The sequence below is a fragment of the Acinetobacter sp. Li1LvA2 genome, from assembly GCF_056156705.1.
Genome location: NZ_JBSICF010000007.1, coordinates 134,490 through 150,430, shown reverse-complemented (window position 1 = coordinate 150,430; position 15,941 = coordinate 134,490). Strand labels below are relative to the sequence as shown.

Annotated in this window: 15 protein-coding genes; 11 read left to right on the top strand and 4 right to left on the bottom strand. The window is 41.4% G+C overall.

Annotated features, from left to right (window positions below; translation table 11 throughout):
* Nucleotides 1-16: 16 nt before the first annotated feature.
* The 7 genes from ACS604_RS14550 (at nt 17) to ACS604_RS14520 (ending at nt 7,527) form a co-directional block, all read left to right on the top strand.
* The gene (locus tag ACS604_RS14550; protein ID WP_004794027.1) at nt 17-538 is read left to right on the top strand and encodes a cupin domain-containing protein; all 522 of its coding nucleotides are present in this window, start codon (nt 17-19) and stop codon (nt 536-538) included.
* A 36-nt stretch (nt 539-574) separates the two neighbouring features.
* Entirely contained in the window at nt 575-1,399 is an 825-nt protein-coding gene (locus ACS604_RS14545; RefSeq protein ID WP_004794025.1) for an alpha/beta fold hydrolase, read from the top strand.
* A gap of 15 nt (nt 1,400-1,414) precedes the next feature.
* Nucleotides 1,415-2,209, top strand: a complete 795-nt coding sequence (locus tag ACS604_RS14540; RefSeq protein ID WP_000009973.1) for an SDR family oxidoreductase — start codon at nt 1,415-1,417, stop codon at nt 2,207-2,209.
* Nucleotides 2,210-2,224: 15 nt separating this feature from the next.
* A complete protein-coding gene (locus ACS604_RS14535; protein ID WP_474772057.1) occupies nt 2,225-3,016 on the top strand; it encodes an aspartate dehydrogenase in 792 nt (263 codons plus the stop codon).
* 13 nt (nt 3,017-3,029) lie between these two features.
* Entirely contained in the window at nt 3,030-4,496 is a 1,467-nt protein-coding gene (locus tag ACS604_RS14530) for an aldehyde dehydrogenase (protein WP_474772056.1), read from the top strand.
* Nucleotides 4,497-4,534: 38 nt separating this feature from the next.
* Nucleotides 4,535-6,175, top strand: coding sequence for a thiamine pyrophosphate-binding protein (locus tag ACS604_RS14525; RefSeq protein WP_151963394.1), 1,641 nt, complete (start codon nt 4,535-4,537; stop codon nt 6,173-6,175).
* A gap of 155 nt (nt 6,176-6,330) precedes the next feature.
* Nucleotides 6,331-7,527 (top strand): hypothetical protein, encoded by a 1,197-nt coding sequence (locus tag ACS604_RS14520; RefSeq protein ID WP_474772055.1) that lies wholly within the window; start codon nt 6,331-6,333, stop codon nt 7,525-7,527.
* Between the two features lie 61 nt (nt 7,528-7,588).
* Here ACS604_RS14520 and ACS604_RS14515 read toward each other — a convergent pair whose 3' ends face one another.
* Nucleotides 7,589-8,887, bottom strand: coding sequence for an MFS transporter (locus ACS604_RS14515; protein ID WP_474772054.1), 1,299 nt, complete (start codon nt 8,885-8,887; stop codon nt 7,589-7,591).
* A 235-nt stretch (nt 8,888-9,122) separates the two neighbouring features.
* Between ACS604_RS14515 and def the strand changes: the two genes are divergently transcribed.
* Together def and ACS604_RS14505 are read left to right on the top strand one after the other, a co-directional pair.
* The gene (gene def, locus ACS604_RS14510) at nt 9,123-9,605 is read left to right on the top strand and encodes a peptide deformylase (protein WP_474772053.1); all 483 of its coding nucleotides are present in this window, start codon (nt 9,123-9,125) and stop codon (nt 9,603-9,605) included.
* Between the two features lie 177 nt (nt 9,606-9,782).
* On the top strand, nt 9,783-11,105 hold the full coding sequence (locus tag ACS604_RS14505; RefSeq protein ID WP_174759344.1) for a glutaminase: 1,323 nt from the start codon (nt 9,783-9,785) through the stop codon (nt 11,103-11,105).
* On the opposite strand, the gene ACS604_RS14500 is transcribed toward ACS604_RS14505, so the two are convergent.
* The gene (locus ACS604_RS14500; protein WP_353156592.1) at nt 11,072-11,860 is read right to left on the bottom strand and encodes an AraC family transcriptional regulator; all 789 of its coding nucleotides are present in this window, start codon (nt 11,858-11,860) and stop codon (nt 11,072-11,074) included. The genes ACS604_RS14505 and ACS604_RS14500 overlap by 34 nt on opposite strands.
* A gap of 105 nt (nt 11,861-11,965) precedes the next feature.
* Here ACS604_RS14500 and ACS604_RS14495 point away from each other — a divergent pair, with 105 nt between their 5' ends.
* Nucleotides 11,966-13,186, top strand: coding sequence for an MFS transporter (locus ACS604_RS14495; RefSeq protein WP_474772052.1), 1,221 nt, complete (start codon nt 11,966-11,968; stop codon nt 13,184-13,186).
* 67 nt (nt 13,187-13,253) lie between these two features.
* Here the strand turns inward: ACS604_RS14495 and ACS604_RS14490 are convergent, their stop codons facing one another.
* Nucleotides 13,254-14,399 carry an aldose epimerase family protein gene (locus ACS604_RS14490; RefSeq protein WP_474772050.1) on the bottom strand — a complete coding sequence of 382 codons (1,146 nt, stop codon included), beginning with the start codon at nt 14,397-14,399 and terminating at the stop codon, nt 13,254-13,256.
* 192 nt (nt 14,400-14,591) lie between these two features.
* Between ACS604_RS14490 and ACS604_RS14485 the strand changes: the two genes are divergently transcribed.
* A complete protein-coding gene (locus tag ACS604_RS14485; protein ID WP_174739652.1) occupies nt 14,592-15,038 on the top strand; it encodes a hypothetical protein in 447 nt (148 codons plus the stop codon).
* 12 nt (nt 15,039-15,050) lie between these two features.
* On the opposite strand, the gene ACS604_RS14480 is transcribed toward ACS604_RS14485, so the two are convergent.
* On the bottom strand, nt 15,051-15,926 hold the full coding sequence (locus ACS604_RS14480; RefSeq protein ID WP_081399678.1) for a LysR substrate-binding domain-containing protein: 876 nt from the start codon (nt 15,924-15,926) through the stop codon (nt 15,051-15,053).
* Nucleotides 15,927-15,941 lie beyond the last annotated feature (15 nt).

The window sequence follows — 15,941 nt, the reverse complement described above, 5'->3', positions numbered from 1 at the left end:
TATAGGAGTTTAAAAAATGACTACACAACAATTCGAATCGTGGGCACAACCAGAAAATGCTTCATTAGAAGAGTGGTTAAACACGCGTATTGCTCGCTTTGAGACACGTAAATATGACTTTGATGCTTTGAAGTTCCAAGCAGATTACGACCCGAAATATCGCCGTGCACAAATGCGTTACATGGGTACGGGTGCAACAGGTGTTGCAAATGACGGTAACACCGTTCCGGCAGAAAACTTCACATTTTCAACCATGGTTCTGCCACCACAGTGTGAAGGCCCTTTGCACATTCACCACGATGTTGAAGAAGTTTTCTTTATGCTCCGCGGCGAAATTGATTTGTTTATTGAGCACAACGGCGAAAAATTTGAGACCCGCTTAAAAGAGCGTGACCTGATTTCAATTCCACCGGGAATTTACCGTGGTTTATTTAACCCAGGTCAAGAAGATGCCTTGATGTGTGTGATGTTGGGAACAGGTAAACCAACCATTCCGAACTATCCACCAGAGCATCCATTGTCTCAAATCAAACGTTAATTGTTTGATGAAGTGAATGAAAGGAAAGAATTAAAAATGATGACACTCATTGAAAAGTTAGCAGAATTTCCGGTGAAAACCATGACTGTTCAAGGTCAGCAACAAGCTTATCGGGAAGCTGGTCAGGGCGAGTACCTTGTGCTGTTGCATGGCATTAGTTCAGGTTCTGCTTCATGGGTGAACCAACTTGAAGTGTTGTCTCATCATTTTCATGTCATTGCCTGGGATGCACCGGGCTATGGCAAATCAGATGAACTTTTAACTGATCAACCTAATGCAACCGACTACGCAAAGCGTTTAGCTGCATTGTTTGATGTTTTAAAAATTGAAAAAGCCATTGTGGTTGGACACTCATTAGGTGCCTTACAGGCGAGTGCATTTGCTGCACTTTACCCAGAGCGAGTGGAACACTTGGTTGTCGCTAACTTAGCTCAAGGCTACCAACGCCACGATGAACAGACACAAATTCAGGTTTTTGAAAAAAGACCAAAAATGTTGAAAGAGTTAGGTGCTAAAGGCATGGCTGAAAGCCGTGGACCCCATTTGATTTATAAACAAGAGCCACAAGCCTTAGCTTTAGTTTCAGAAGTGATGCAACAGTTGACTCTACAGGGTTTTACCCATGCATCGTACTTACTTGCCTATGACGAAATACGTAATTACTTAACCCATTTAAAAGTCCCATGCACAGTCATTGCAGGGCAGCAAGATCAAATCACTCCTGCGTTAGGTATACAAGAGCTTGCTCAGGAATTGCAGTTGGAACAGCGCTTCGTCATAGAAGATGCAGGACATTTAAGTTATGTCGACCAACCGCAAGCATTTAACCAAATTATGTTGACGATTCAGGAACAATCGTAAGAGAGATTAAGGATTATGAGCTTCCAAGTTGAAGGAAAAGTTGCAGTTGTTACCGGTGGCTCATCTGGGATTGGGCTAGCTGCTGTTGAAATACTGGTTGCAGAGGGTGCAAAAGTTGCTTGGTGTGGTCGCGATGAAGAACGTTTAAATGCTTCTAAGCACTATATTTTAGAAAAATTTCCACATGCCAATATTTTTACTAAAGCATGCAATGTATTGAAAAAAGAAGAAGTTCAGCAATTTGCCAAAGAGGTCAAACTCAATTTGGGCAATGTGGACATGCTCATTAACAATGCTGGGCAAGGTCGTGTTTCAAATTTTGAAAATACGCAAGATGAAGACTGGATGAAAGAAATTGAACTGAAATATTTCAGTGTTTTACATCCGGTACGGGCTTTTCTTGATGACTTAAAACAGTCGGCAAATGCCTCAATTACTAATGTGAACTCATTACTGGCATTGCAACCGGAACCTCACATGATTGCGACTTCATCTGCACGCGCTGCTTTATTGAATTTAACCCATTCGTTGGCGCATGAATTTACTCAATATGGTGTTCGTGTGAACTCGATTTTACTGGGTATGGTCGAATCTGCGCAGTGGAAACGCCGCTATGAAACTCGTTCAGATTTAAATCTGTCATGGGAAGAGTGGACAGGCAATATCGCAAAAAATCGCGGTATCCCAATGCAACGTTTAGGTCGTCCAGAAGAACCTGCACGTGCTTTGGTTTTCTTGGCATCACCATTGGCATCTTACACCACAGGTTCGGCAATAGATGTCTCGGGTGGTTTTAATAAACATTTATAAATATCAGGTGCTGTCATGAAAAAGTTGATGATGATTGGTTTTGGCGCAATGGCAGCAGAAGTGTATGCCCACTTGCCTCAAGATCTGCAACTCAAATGGATTGTCGTGCCATCTCGCAGTATTGAAAAAGTGCAGTCACAAGTCTCTTCCGAGATTCAGGTGATTTCCGATATTGAGCAATGTGATGGTACGCCAGACTATGTCATTGAGGTGGCAGGTCAAGCAGCTGTGAAAGAGCATGCTCAAAAAGTTTTAGCGAAAGGCTGGACCATTGGTTTGATCTCGGTGGGTACTTTAGCTGATAACGAGTTTTTGGTTCAGCTTAAGCAAACTGCCGAAAAAAATGATGCCCATCTGCATTTACTGGCAGGCGCTATCGCAGGTATTGACGGTATTTCTGCAGCTAAAGAAGGTGGCTTGCAAAAAGTCACTTACAAAGGCTGTAAAAGTCCAAAAAGCTGGAAGGGTAGTTATGCAGAGCAATTGGTGGATTTAGATCATGTTTCTGAAGCTATGGTCTTTTTCACAGGAACTGCCCGTGAAGCTGCGACCAAATTTCCAGCCAATGCCAACGTTGCAGCAACCATTGCACTTGCAGGGCTTGGAATGGATGAAACCATGGTCGAGTTAACTGTTGACCCAACCATCAACAAAAACAAACACACCATTGTGGCAGAAGGTGGCTTTGGACAAATGACCATTGAACTGGTGGGTGTGCCGTTGCCAAGTAACCCGAAAACATCAACTTTGGCTGCGCTTAGCGTGATTCGTGCTTGTCGCAACAGTGTAGAAGCAATACAGATTTAAGAAGGATTTGATCATGGCAAAGGAAATTTATATTGCAGGTGAATGGCGAGTAGGCCGTGGTGCAGTCATTCAAAGCCTGTTTCCGGCAGATCAGTCGGTAAACGCTGAGCTTTCAACAGCAACGCTTGAAGATGTAAATGAAGCAATTGAAAAAGCGGACCAGGCTTGGCGTCAACCGAGCTGGAGAAACAGCTTGCCGCATGAGCGCGCACGGATTCTCTACAAAGTTGCAGACATTATTGAAGCGCGTGTCGATGAATTAGCAAAATTACAAACACGCGATAATGGTAAGCCTTTAACCGAAACTCGTGGCTTGGTCATGAGCGCTGCGGCGACTGCACGCTATGTTGCAGCGGCATGTGAAACAATGAATGATGAGCTCACCACTCAACGTGCTCCAGACTTCATGACCATGAGTGTGCATGAACCAGTGGGTGTTGTGGCAGCAATCACACCTTGGAACTCTCCAATTGCAAGTGAAGTTCAAAAGCTTGCTCCAGCTTTAGCAGCAGGAAATGCCGTGGTGTTAAAACCAGCAGAAGCGACTTCACTGATTGCTTTAGAGCTTGCCAAAATTTTTGAAGAAGCAGGTTTACCAAAAGGCTTACTCAGCGTGCTAGTGGGTCGTGGTTCTGTAATTGGTGATGCAATTGCCCAGCACCCATTGGTTCGTAAAATCTCTTTTACGGGTGGAACAACCACGGGTCGTCATTTGGCACATATTGCTGCAGATAAACTGATTACTACTTCGCTTGAGCTAGGTGGAAAGTCACCAACAATCGTTTTGCCAGATGCAGACGTTGAACTGGCAGCTAAAGGTGTCGCGTACGGTATTTTTAGCTCGGCAGGCCAAGCGTGTATCGCAGGTTCTCGCTTGTTTATTCATAGCAGTCTTTACGATCAGTTTTTAACGCGTTTGGTTGAAATTACCAAAGGCTTACGTGTGGGCCATCCGGAACAAGCGGGTGTGCATTTAGGGCCACTAGTGAATGACAAACATTTGCAGTCAGTTGACCGCTATGTACAGCTTGCCAAAAGCGAAGGTGGTCAAGTTCTGATTGGTGGTGAGGCACTTACGACTGGTGACTATGCCAAAGGAAGTTATTACTTACCGACCATTATCACGGGCTTAAATAACAGTGCTCAAACCTGTCAGGAAGAAATTTTTGGCCCTGTTTTAGTCGTTATGAAATATGACAATGAGCAAGATTTAATTACCCAAGCCAATGACAGTTGTTTTGGTCTTGCCGCAGGTATCTGGACTGAAAGCTATCGTAAAGCTTGGCGCATCGCACGTGCATTAGAAGTAGGGACGGTATGGATTAATACCTACAAAAAGTTCTCGATTAGTGCGCCGTTTGGTGGCTTTAAAGACAGTGGTATCGGGCGCGAAAAAGGCCGTTTGGGCATTTTATCGTACATGCAACAAAAGAGTATTTATATGGGGCTGAATGAACAGCCTAACCCTTGGTGCGATTAATAAATTCAAGGACTGAAAACAAATTTTGAGGAACAGACATGACTGAACGTGTAAATGTAGGCGAAGCAATCGCAAGAGTTTTAGAAGCGCACCAAGTTGATAGTATTTATGGTGTTATTTCCATCCACAATTTACCTATTGCCGATGCAGTAGGACGCCGTGAAAAAATGCGCTTTGTCGCAGCCCGTGGTGAAGCGGGTGCGGTCACCATGGCAGATGCACACTCACGCTTTAAAGGCCTAGGTGTGGCGTTGACCAGTACAGGTGCTGGGGCTGGTAATGCGGTGGGTTCACTCATTGAAGCAATGAATGCGGGTAGCCCTGTATTGCATTTAACTGGTCAGGTTGAGCGTGAATATCTCGACCGTGATGCTAGTTTCATTCATGAAACTAAAGACCAACTTACGTTTTTACGTGCATCAAGCAAAGCGGCATTTCGCATTACTAGTCCAGACAATGCTGTTGGTGTGATTCGTGAAGCCATCCGTGTGGCAACGACTGTTCCAATGGGTCCGGTTAGTGTTGAGTTACCAATTGATGTACAAGCAGCAGAAATTGATTTGCCACTTAATCTTGGGCCAGTGAAAGCGCTTGAATTACCTCAGGCGGAGCAAGCTGAAATTGACCTTCTTGTGAGTGAAATTAAAAAAGCAAAACACCCAATTTTCTGGATTGGCGGTGGAACTTTAAATAGTGTTGCCGAAGTTAAAGCAATTGCAGATTTAGGTATTCCGGTTGTTTCATCTACGCACGGCCGCGGTGTGTTGGCAGATGATCATCCACGTAGTTTAGGTGCATTCCATAACTCGGCAGGTGTTGAGCAACTATTAAAAGATGCTGACTTAATGGTTGTGGTGGGTTCCCGTTTACGTAGTAATGAAACTAAAACCTATTCGGTTGAGTTTCCTGAAAATATTATTCAGGTTGATGCTAACCCTGTGGCTCAGCAACGTAATTACAAAATCCGCAACTTCATTTGTGGCGATGCTAAAGATGTCTTAACACGTGTGTTAGAACAGCTTCAAGGAACTTCAAAAGTTGATGCTGACTACGATGCTGCTGTAGTGGCTGCTAAACAAGCTGCAATTGATGCACTGCGTAAACAAATCGACCAATACGCTTTGATTTGTGATCACTTACGTGCAGCTTTACCTCAAGACGGCATTTTTGTACGAGACATCACCATGTCGGGAAGCACATGGGGGAGCCGTTTATTCCCTGTACAAGCACCAAACCAAAATATCCATTCACTTGCGGGTGCAATTGGTTTAGGTCTTGCAACAGCAATCGGTGCCTCAGTTGCTAACCCTGACAAAAAAGTAATTGGTTTGGTCGGCGATGGCGGCTTAATGCTTGGCATTGGTGAGATTGCAACCATGGTGCAAGAAAACACCAACATGGTTCTTATGATTATGAATGACGGTGGTTATGGTGTAATGCGTGGCATTCAAAATAATTACTTTGGTGGTCGCCAGTATTTCAATGAATTACATACACCAGACTACAAACTTCTTGGCGAATCAATGGGTGTGAAGAGCTGGAAAGTGGGTAGTGCAGATGAGTTTAAAACGGTTATTCAAGAGGCTGTCGCTTTTGAAGGACCAACTGTGATTGAGCTCGATATGAACTCGATTGGGCCATTAAACTTTGCGGGTCCACCGCAAAAGAAACTGTATTAACCAGTTTGGATGGTTTAGTACATATGCGATGGGAGCTGCTAAGCCATCCTTTTTTTAGATAAAATTTTTTGTCTAAAAAACAATAAAAACTAAGTTTTACAGGTAAAACAAATAAAGTTCCAGCAGGACGCTGGAACTCAATCAAGGATGTAGAGATGAAAAAGACTTCATTGATCATGGCATTCATTGCACCGCTTACGCTGGGGGTAAGCGTCAATGCTTTTGCAAAAGATTCATTGCTCGAATGGAAAAGTGATGATGGCACCGACTCATTAAAGTTAGGTGGGGTGGTTCGGTTAAATCAACGCTATGAAGATTGGGAAGGGCCAAACCGTGGTTTTGGTAAGCTTCATTTTGATATTTTTAAGGTGGACTTAAAAGGTAAGTTTGATGATACTTACATCAATGCCAGTTATATGGTTCAAGACCAACAGAAAACGTCCATTGAAAAAGCATATGTCGGCTATAACTTAAATGCCAATAACAGCATTGAAGCAGGTCTGGTTTATAAACCTTTTACGATTTATCCCTATCCTCAAAATGGCTGGACCTATCACATTCCATTCTTTTTAGGTTATGGCAATAATATTGCGCCAGGGATCAACTGGAATTATCACGACAAAGATTGGGATGTAAAACTCGGTTATTACCCGCAAATGCTAGAGACGAATTTGCGTTATTCACCTGAAAGTGCAACTTATGATGACTTAGCCGGAAATGCATTTCCATCTCAAAAAGCTTATCAGAATGAAAAGCGCAATCAGGTGAATACCCGCATTGTTCGCAAGTTAGAAACTGATTTTGGGAAGCAAGAGTTTGGTGTATCAGGGGCAATTGCTCAGTTGCATAATGATATTACTGACAAAGACGGCAAATATTATGCAGTCGGTTTGCACACTGAAAATAACTACAAACGCTTTAACTTACAAAGTTCGGTCATCCACTACCAGTACGATGCTAAAAATCCGGATGGTGTAAATAGTGATATGACTTTGATGGGGGCGAATGGTCTTACACCTGCCTATTTCATCGCTTCAGAAGGAACCATTGCCAGTTTAAATCTTGCCTATACTCTGCCTGTGACCAATATGGGCAAGCTAAAAGCCATTAAATTTTATAATGACTATAGTTATCTCGATAAAAAACGTGATGATTGGTCCGACTCGCAAATGAACACTACAGGTATGATGTTTATTGCTTCACCCTTTATGGTTTGGGCAGATTATACGTGGGGTAAAAACTCCAACATTATTGGTGGTTCTACAAACTCAACGGGTTATACCTCTGCAAGCTCGCCAAACAGCGATAAATGGTTATATCGTATTAACTTTAATATTGGCTTTACTTTCTAAAGTAAGCAGCAATAAAAAACCACGCAATCGGCGTGGTTTTTTATTTAATAAGTTAAAGCGTTTAATATCTGTTTTTTTCAAACTTATTCCAAAATACAAAAGCAGTCACAAAGGCCAAAATGGTCAGCGCGAAAATATAATACATCGCACCAATGTCACTATATTGACTGAGCCAATGCACTAAAGGCAGCGTCATACCGCCAACAATTGCATAAGACAAATTATAAGAAAATGAAATGCCAGAGAAACGTACAGGCGCGGGGAACATTTTTACCATACTGCTCGATACCATGCCGACAGTACCTGAGCATAGACCCAACAACATATATAAACCAAAAATGGTTGAATGTGCCGCGTGCCCCAAACTGTTATAAAAAACTGCTGCTGTGAGTGCGACGGCAAGTGCACCGACCATCATGACTTTGCCACAACCGAAACGGTCAGCAAAATAACCTGCCAAAATACAGCCGACCATTTGCATGACAATAGCTGCGCTTTGCATTTCAAAAGTCTCTGCGCGTTCAAAACCAAATGAACCAATCAGTAGGTTGGGCATGGCTAAAATCACCACCACCACACAGCCTGTTAAAAACCATGTAAATAACATGCCAATCGCAACGGCTGTTTTATGCGTTTTTAATACTTGTTTTACAGGCATTTCTTTTGAAATTTCTTTACGAGCCTGCATAGCTTTAAACACCGGTGTTTCTTTTAAATAGGTCCGTAAATAAAGTGCAACCAGACCAAAAATACCACCTGCAATGAAAGGTATACGCCATGCCCAATCATGGATTTGTCCTTCACTAAAATTCAGTGAAATCCATAAAGACATCAGCGCACCCAATAAAATTCCTAAAGACAGTCCGGCAGTCAATAAACCATTTGCCAGTCCAATTTTTCTTTCGGGTACATGTTCAGACACAAAGGTCCAAGCAGCTGGAATTTCACCCCCAATCGCAATCCCTTGCACCACACGCATGAGTAATAGAAGTAGCGGTGCCAAATATCCGATATTTTCAAAGGTCGGCAATATCCCGATAAACAGAGTAGGCAGTGCCATCAGTAAAATAGAAAGTGAAAATAGTTTTTTACGGCCAACCAGATCACCAAAATGGGCCATGACAACCCCGCCCAAAGGCCTAAAAAAGTATCCTGCTGCAAAAATACCGTAAGTATTAAGCATGGCCCAAAACGGACTAAGCGTGCTGGGGAAAAACAGGTCTGAAATGATTTTGGCGTAAAATACATAAATCACAAAATCGTAAAATTCTAAAGCTCCACCCAATGAAGAAAGGGCAAGGGTTCGTTTATCTTCTTTATTAAGATAGTTCGCATCCTGCAAAGTTAAGTCCTGATCCATTTTTTTACTTAATTGTTGTAATTGAAGTTTGGATATTAATGGAAAAGTGAAGTAAAAGTAAATGGAGGAAATTTGTTCTATGAAGAGGTGTAGATTTTCATCACTTAAATAAAAAAGCTTTAAAACAAAAAACGCATTAGATGAAACAAAAACAGATGTAGGAATGACTTTTCTTTTGAGCTGTTCAGCGACACAATAAAACTTGTCATATCGAGTTTAATAAGAGATTCAAAGGATGAGCGTAGTTTTACCTGTCGCGAAGCGTGGTGAAGATATTTTAAAACTGATTGCGGCTCCTGTCTCGGCAAATGAGTTAAACAGTGATTGGCTTTATCAGCTTGCTGCTGCCATGCAAGCAACGATGCTCGAACGTAATGGAGTAGGGATTGCCGCACCGCAAGTTTATATCTCTAAACGCGTCATTATTGTGGCTTCTAGGCCGAACCCACGCTATCCCGATGCACCTGAAATGGATGCTGTGGTGATGGTAAATCCTGAAATCTTAGAGTTCTCAAACGAAGTGTGTTTAGGGGAAGAAGGTTGTTTAAGTGTGCCTGATGAGCGCGGACAAGTTGAACGTGCAGAAATGGTGAAGGTTAAATATTCAACACTTCGGGGTGAAGTTGTTGAAACGATTTTTCATGGTTTTCCTGCTCGTATTGTTCAACATGAGGTCGATCATTTAAATGGAATCTTGTTTGTAGAAAGAATAAGCTAATCTTCAGTTTAAAGTTTTGAAAAACCTATAATGAGCTTGAAATGAATAAGACATAGCAATTACAATACTTATATCGTGATTTTTATTTCACTAAAAAATTATAATTTTAATATTATCAGCAGGTTGTGCTGAAAAAATGATCGAAAGTGTAAATCTCCTCATTTAAGGTTACTGACCATGAAAACCCCTCTCCCAGATTATTTGGCAAATGTGATAGAAGCCTGTGAGGTAGATAATAGCGGACATCTAGCTGACTATATTCCAGAGTTAGCAAATGCAAATCCAGATCGATTAGCTTTAGCCATGTCTACAGTAGATGGTGAAATTTATTCGATTGGAGATGATAATGTTGAATTCACCATCCAGTCGATTTCTAAACCATTCGTATACGCCTATGTTTTACAACAGCTTGGCATTGATGCAGTACTTGCGAAAGTAGGGGTAGAGCCTTCGGGGGAAGCCTTCAATGAAATTTCATTGGGTAAAGATGGTCGTCCGAAAAACCCGATGATTAACTCTGGCGCAATTACTGTACATTCCTTGATTCAGGTCAAGCATGGTTTACATAGTGCAGAAATTCTACGCCGTTTTATGAGCGAGCTTGCAGGCCGCGAATTAAGTTTTGATGAGTCTGTTTATGATTCGGAAGTCAAAACAGCCTACCGTAATCTTTCGATCGGTTATATGTTGCGGACTGTCGGAATTTTAGAAACTGACCCTGTAGATATCGTGAATGGTTACATTCGTCAATGTGCGATCATGGTTACGGTTAAAGATCTAGTCCGTATGGGCAGTGTACTTGCCAATGGCGGGGTCGACCCTAAAACTGGAAAGCGTTTGTTAAACCGATCTGTGGTTAGACAAGTACTCAGTGTCATGATGAGCTGTGGCATGTATGATGCCGCGGGTGACTGGCTGTCGACTGTAGGTATTCCTGCTAAGAGTGGTGTAGCAGGTGGTATTTTGGGTGTGCTGCCGGGTCAGGTCAGTATTGCTGCTTTCTCTCCTCGTTTGGATGAGCACGGTCATAGCATACGCGGTATCGATATTTTAGAGCGATTATCTCGTGACATGGGATTACATCTCATGGAAGGTACACCTTCTGCACAAACTATTGTACAAAGTCATTACCGCACAGGAAAAGACGCATCATTAAGTGTGTATGTACTTCGAGGTGTATTGAAATTTACCGAAGCTGAAATGTTGTTGCGCATTTTACAAGATGAGACAACTGATCAAAGCACAATCGTTATTGATTTAACTCAGATTTCACTGATCCACGATGTGGGTAAACGTATGTTCTTAGAAGGTGTAGATCGTCTGATTGATGATGGCCATACCCTTGTTTTAGTGGACCCTGAACAACGATTAGATCATGCCAGAACAGCGAAAGATCGTGAGTTGCATGTCTACCACGATTTTGATGATTTGCTCGAAAAGCATGAGATTCGCACTAAAAAAAAGACTTATAGCGACATCGCGGCACTTCTAAATTGCTGAGGTGTTTTTCCTAGGTGTCGCTTAAACATCGCACTGAACGCGCTGGGGTTTGTGTACCCCAGCGACTCTGAAACTTGAGCAATAGATTCACCATTCGCAATTTTACTTAACGCAAGTGCAATATGCATTTGCTGGACCCATGCCCGATACGATAGCCCTGTTTCTTTTTGGAACATGCGCATTAGGGTTCTAGAACTCGCACCAATCTCGTCAGCCCAATCTGTTAAGTCTTTTGAATGGTCAGGAGTATGTAATAACTCTTGGCAAATTTTTAATAACCGTTTGTCTTTCGGCCAAGGAATCTGGATAGGCAATAAATTGGCACGATGAATTTCTTCAAAAATCAAAATTTGTAAAGAACGGGAAAGTTCTTGAGATGTCGCTGTATTTGGCGTGTCTTCTCGCTCAATTTCATTTAAACGAATCAAAAGCTCATGCAACAAGTTGCTTACTCGAATAATAAAGCAATGCTGACCCATTAGAGCGGCTGCATTTACTTCAACCAATGCCGTATTTAACTTTACGTGACTCAGTGAAATCACGCTGTGCTCTACATTTGCTGGAATCCATAACGCACACATCGGCGGCACAATCCACACATGATTGGGCGTAAACACCTGAATGTTCCCTGTTGATGCATACAGAAACTGCGCACGTGTATGTGTGTGTGTAGGCGTGATTTCTCGGTAAGAATGCTCAGAAGATAGCCCAATCACAAGTTCAGACAAATCAGACTGAATAAGAGAATCAGACATAAACTATCCTAAAAATTGTCACTTATACGATGATTATTGGAAGATAACTTTATAAGCGACAATTTACAATAAGCATCTTACTTAGAATATTGGAGTTTTTCAGGTATGACGTCTTCAATACAATTGAAAGATGGTATTGCCAATACCGTTGCAAATGATCAGCCTCAAGGAATGATTATTAAAATTGTAGGCGCCGTGGCGGTCGCACATTTACTGAATGATTTGATTCAAGCAGTGCTACCTGCTATTTATCCAATGCTAAAAGCAAACTTTTCGCTGAGTTTTGCTCAAGTTGGCCTGATTTCATTTGTATATCAAATTACAGGTTCACTGCTTCAGCCTTGGATTGGACTTTATACCGATAAACATCCAAAACCGTATCTTCTACCGCTTGGAATGATGGTCACGTTCTGCGGGATTATCTTGTTAGCATTTTCACCAAGCTTTACAGTGTTGTTATGTGCATCTGCACTTATTGGAGTAGGCTCTGCAACTTTTCACCCTGAAGCTTCACGGGTGGCACGAATGGCATCGGGTGGGCGCTTCGGTACAGCACAGTCGACTTTTCAGGTAGGCGGAAATACAGGTACTGCCATTGGCCCTTTATTAGCGGCATTACTGATTGTACCGTTTGGGCAGCATGCAGTTGCGGGCTTAGTGATATTTGCACTTTTAGCGATTTGGGTTTTATTTGGCGTAAGCCGCTGGACAGTGAGTCATGCTAAAAATCAGGTGGCTGCGCGTGCAAACCAAGCACAAAGTAAATTGCATGGCCGTAAGCTGATTATTGCCTTGAGCACAATTAGTTTATTGATGTTTGCTAAATTTACCTACATTGCCAGCATTAGTAACTACTTTACTTTTTATCTTATTCAAAAGTTCCATATCAGCATCCAGACCGCTCAATTGCATTTGTTTGCATTCTTGGCTGCTGTTGCTTTAGGTACATTTGCGGGTGGCCCAATTGGTGACAAAATTGGCCGTAAAGCAGTTATTTGGGTTTCATTTATTGGTATGGCGCCGTTCGCATTAATGATGCCGTATGCAAACTTATTCTGGACCACAGTTTTCTCAATTATTGCAGGCTTGGTGTTGTCATCGGCCTTTGCAGCGATGGTAGTGTATGCACAAGAAGCTGTTCCAGGCCGTGTGGGTATGATTGCCGGTTTAATGTTTGGACTCATGTTCGGGGTAAGTGGTATTGCCGCAGCAGGCTTAGGACATTTAGCCGATATTAACGGCATTGAATGGGTATTTGGTTTATGTTCATTCTTGCCATTACTTGGGTTTGCCACCGCATTTTTACCAAACACAAAAGTTAAATAAATGAAAAGACTCTCAGTCATATTCGGCTGAGAGTCTTTTTAAATAACGTTAGTTCTAATTAAAAAGACTATTTCTGAATACCAAACTTAAATACGGTGACACTGTTATAAGTTTGATTTGGGTTCAAACGTGTAGAAGGGAAAGTTGGTTGATTCGGGCTATCTGGAAAGTGCTGCGTTTCTAATGCCAGCGCGTCTGCCTGTCGATAAAGCACCCCATTTGCGCCAACAATATTTCCTAATAAATGATTCGCTGTATACATTTGAATACTTGGTTCAGTGGTTAAGACTTGCAATGTCCGTTTAGATTTTGGGTCAAAAACATGAGCTGCAAGATTTAATTTCCCTTGAGTCTTTTGATTAATTACCCAAGTTTGGTCATAGCCATATCCATAGGCCAATTGCTGATTATTCGCTCGAATATCTTTCACAATCGCCTTAGGCGTCCGAAAATCAAAAGGTGTACCTGCAACCGAAGCTATTTCACCTGTTGGTAAAGAGTTTTGATCGGTTACCAATATACGGTCTGCATTGAGTTGTACCACATGATCTAGTACACCATAAGGGTTATTGCCAGCGCCTGACAAATTGAAATAACTGTGGTTGGTTAGATTGACGACTGTAGGCTGATCAGTTTTGGCCTTATATTCAATTTGGAATTCATTTCGATCTGAAAGACTGTAGATCACTTCTACATCTAATTTTCCGGGAAAACCTTGATCTCCATTTGGACTAGTTAACTTCAGAGAAGCTTTAACGGTTTCACCTTTAGAAACGAGGGGCTTAACTTGCCAAATACGTTTATCAAAACCCGGATTACCGCTATGCAATGAATTCGGTCCATTATTCTTTTCAAGATTATACGTTTTTCCATCTAAGCTAAATTTAGCATTACCAATACGGTTAGCATAACGACCAATTAATCCGCCAAAATGAATCCCTTCCTTGGTATCAGTGACTTCATAGCCTTTTAGATCATCAAAGCCCAAAACGATATTGTTTTTTTTACCTTGTGCATCGGGAGTCAAAATCTGTGTAATTACACCACCGAAACTGATAAATGATACGGAGATACCATTGTTATTACTCATGGTGTATAGATCAACTTTTTGACCGTCTTGAGTTGTACCATATGGCTTTACATTTAATGTTGCTGCATTTGCAAGTTGTGCAAAGCTATAAATCGTAACACCTAAAATTGCTAATTTTTTCATGCTTATACTCTATCTTGTAATAGTTGGACTGGATGAATATAAGATTGATTTTTCATCTTTTTAAAGAAGTTTTTATTATAGATAGTGTTAATAACAATGGAGCTGTTAATGCTAAATATTGAAAAAACTGGTTCAATTTACGCTTATAAAGAAATTAATCTTATGAGCAAAATTCGACGGTAAGTTATTTTTATGAATCATCCCGACTCGGTTTTAAAATTTTCACTTGGTCTAAATAGTCTCTCGTTTGATGTAGACAGCCAACACATTCACCTTGAGCAGGGCTTAGGTTTTGTTAATTCAAAAAGTATTCGTCATGGCATTGTTGATGAGCTTGCTATCGAAAAGATGATTTATCTTATTGAGGAAATCATCGAGTCTCAGCCACTTAGAAATTTAAATATAAGTAGTGTAGCTGTTACGTCTGATGCTGCTATGACACAACTCAGTGATTTATTTTTTAGTACTAGAAAGCAAATCAGCCGTATCGAGCTTGAGCATGGATTCAATGATTTTATTGAGCGTTTAAGCTACTACACAAGCCAAGTAGCTCCAGATCAGCTTTATGTTTTTACCTACTTTGTATTTGTTCGAGAGATGATGCATCACTTAAGAGTTGAGGAAATTCAAATCGTTTAAGAAATGACTTTCTCAATCTGCCAACTCATCATGAATCCAGTTTAAAAATAGCTCAATTTTAGGAATAAATTGATGTGTTCGCGGATACACCAAATGATGAGCAGAAATAGGAATTGATAGCTCATCTGCGAAAACTCTAACCAACTTTCCAGATTCTAAGTAATTTTGAGTGAGTAAATTACTTTCCAAAACAAATCCTAGTCCGTGTGTGGCTGCCTCAAGTGACATATAAGAGCGGTCAAAACTCAAAGTGTAGGGAAACTCAGGAATACTTAGACCCTGATGGGCAAACCATTGTGGCCAAGTAACCAAGGTTGAGCGCGATAAAATCAGTTCTTTTTTTAATAAATCTTGAGGTTTATTTACTGGACTACGTTCAAGTAGTTTGGGGGATGCAAGTACTTCTAGCTTTTCATTACGAATCGTTCTGATTTCTACGCCTGTCCAGTTGGGCAAACCATGACGGATATCAATGTCAATCTTGTCACGGGTAAAGTGCAAATTTTCATATGAACATGACAAGTTGACCTGAATCATTGGGAACTTTTCTTTAAATGATTCAAGGCGTGGCAATAACCAAAGCAAACCAAAACTTGGAGATGAATGAATGTATAAACTGTCTTTCGGGCTTTTATCGGCAGCTTTTTCAGTGGCTAACATCAGGTTATGCAAAATGGTCGTGACATCTTGAAAATAGCGTTCGCCAGAAGGAGTCAGCGTCACACCACGGGCACCACGAATAAATAAACTCTGCCCAATCATTTCTTCAAGCTTAGCAATTTGGTGACTCACTGCTGATGGCGTGAGATTTAAATTCTCGGCTGCCTTGGCAACATTGCCGAAACGGGCGGTTTGTTCAAAAGCCTGTAATGTTTTAATTGAAGGCATCTGATTGAAATTGTT

Bases quoted from the DNA above. Each gene is read 5' to 3' on its own strand.
- ACS604_RS14550 (WP_004794027.1), top strand. From the start codon at position 17: ATGACTACACAACAATTCGAATCGTGGGCACAACCAGAAAATGCTTCA.
- ACS604_RS14545 (WP_004794025.1), top strand. From the start codon at position 575: ATGATGACACTCATTGAAAAGTTAGCAGAATTTCCGGTGAAAACCATG.
- ACS604_RS14540 (WP_000009973.1), top strand. From the start codon at position 1,415: ATGAGCTTCCAAGTTGAAGGAAAAGTTGCAGTTGTTACCGGTGGCTCA.
- ACS604_RS14535 (WP_474772057.1), top strand. From the start codon at position 2,225: ATGAAAAAGTTGATGATGATTGGTTTTGGCGCAATGGCAGCAGAAGTG.
- ACS604_RS14530 (WP_474772056.1), top strand. From the start codon at position 3,030: ATGGCAAAGGAAATTTATATTGCAGGTGAATGGCGAGTAGGCCGTGGT.
- ACS604_RS14525 (WP_151963394.1), top strand. From the start codon at position 4,535: ATGACTGAACGTGTAAATGTAGGCGAAGCAATCGCAAGAGTTTTAGAA.
- ACS604_RS14520 (WP_474772055.1), top strand. From the start codon at position 6,331: ATGAAAAAGACTTCATTGATCATGGCATTCATTGCACCGCTTACGCTG.
- ACS604_RS14515 (WP_474772054.1), bottom strand. From the start codon at position 8,887: ATGGATCAGGACTTAACTTTGCAGGATGCGAACTATCTTAATAAAGAA.
- def (WP_474772053.1), top strand. From the start codon at position 9,123: ATGAGCGTAGTTTTACCTGTCGCGAAGCGTGGTGAAGATATTTTAAAA.
- ACS604_RS14505 (WP_174759344.1), top strand. From the start codon at position 9,783: ATGAAAACCCCTCTCCCAGATTATTTGGCAAATGTGATAGAAGCCTGT.
- ACS604_RS14500 (WP_353156592.1), bottom strand. From the start codon at position 11,860: ATGTCTGATTCTCTTATTCAGTCTGATTTGTCTGAACTTGTGATTGGG.
- ACS604_RS14495 (WP_474772052.1), top strand. From the start codon at position 11,966: ATGACGTCTTCAATACAATTGAAAGATGGTATTGCCAATACCGTTGCA.
- ACS604_RS14490 (WP_474772050.1), bottom strand. From the start codon at position 14,399: ATGAAAAAATTAGCAATTTTAGGTGTTACGATTTATAGCTTTGCACAA.
- ACS604_RS14485 (WP_174739652.1), top strand. From the start codon at position 14,592: ATGAATCATCCCGACTCGGTTTTAAAATTTTCACTTGGTCTAAATAGT.
- ACS604_RS14480 (WP_081399678.1), bottom strand. From the start codon at position 15,926: ATGCCTTCAATTAAAACATTACAGGCTTTTGAACAAACCGCCCGTTTC.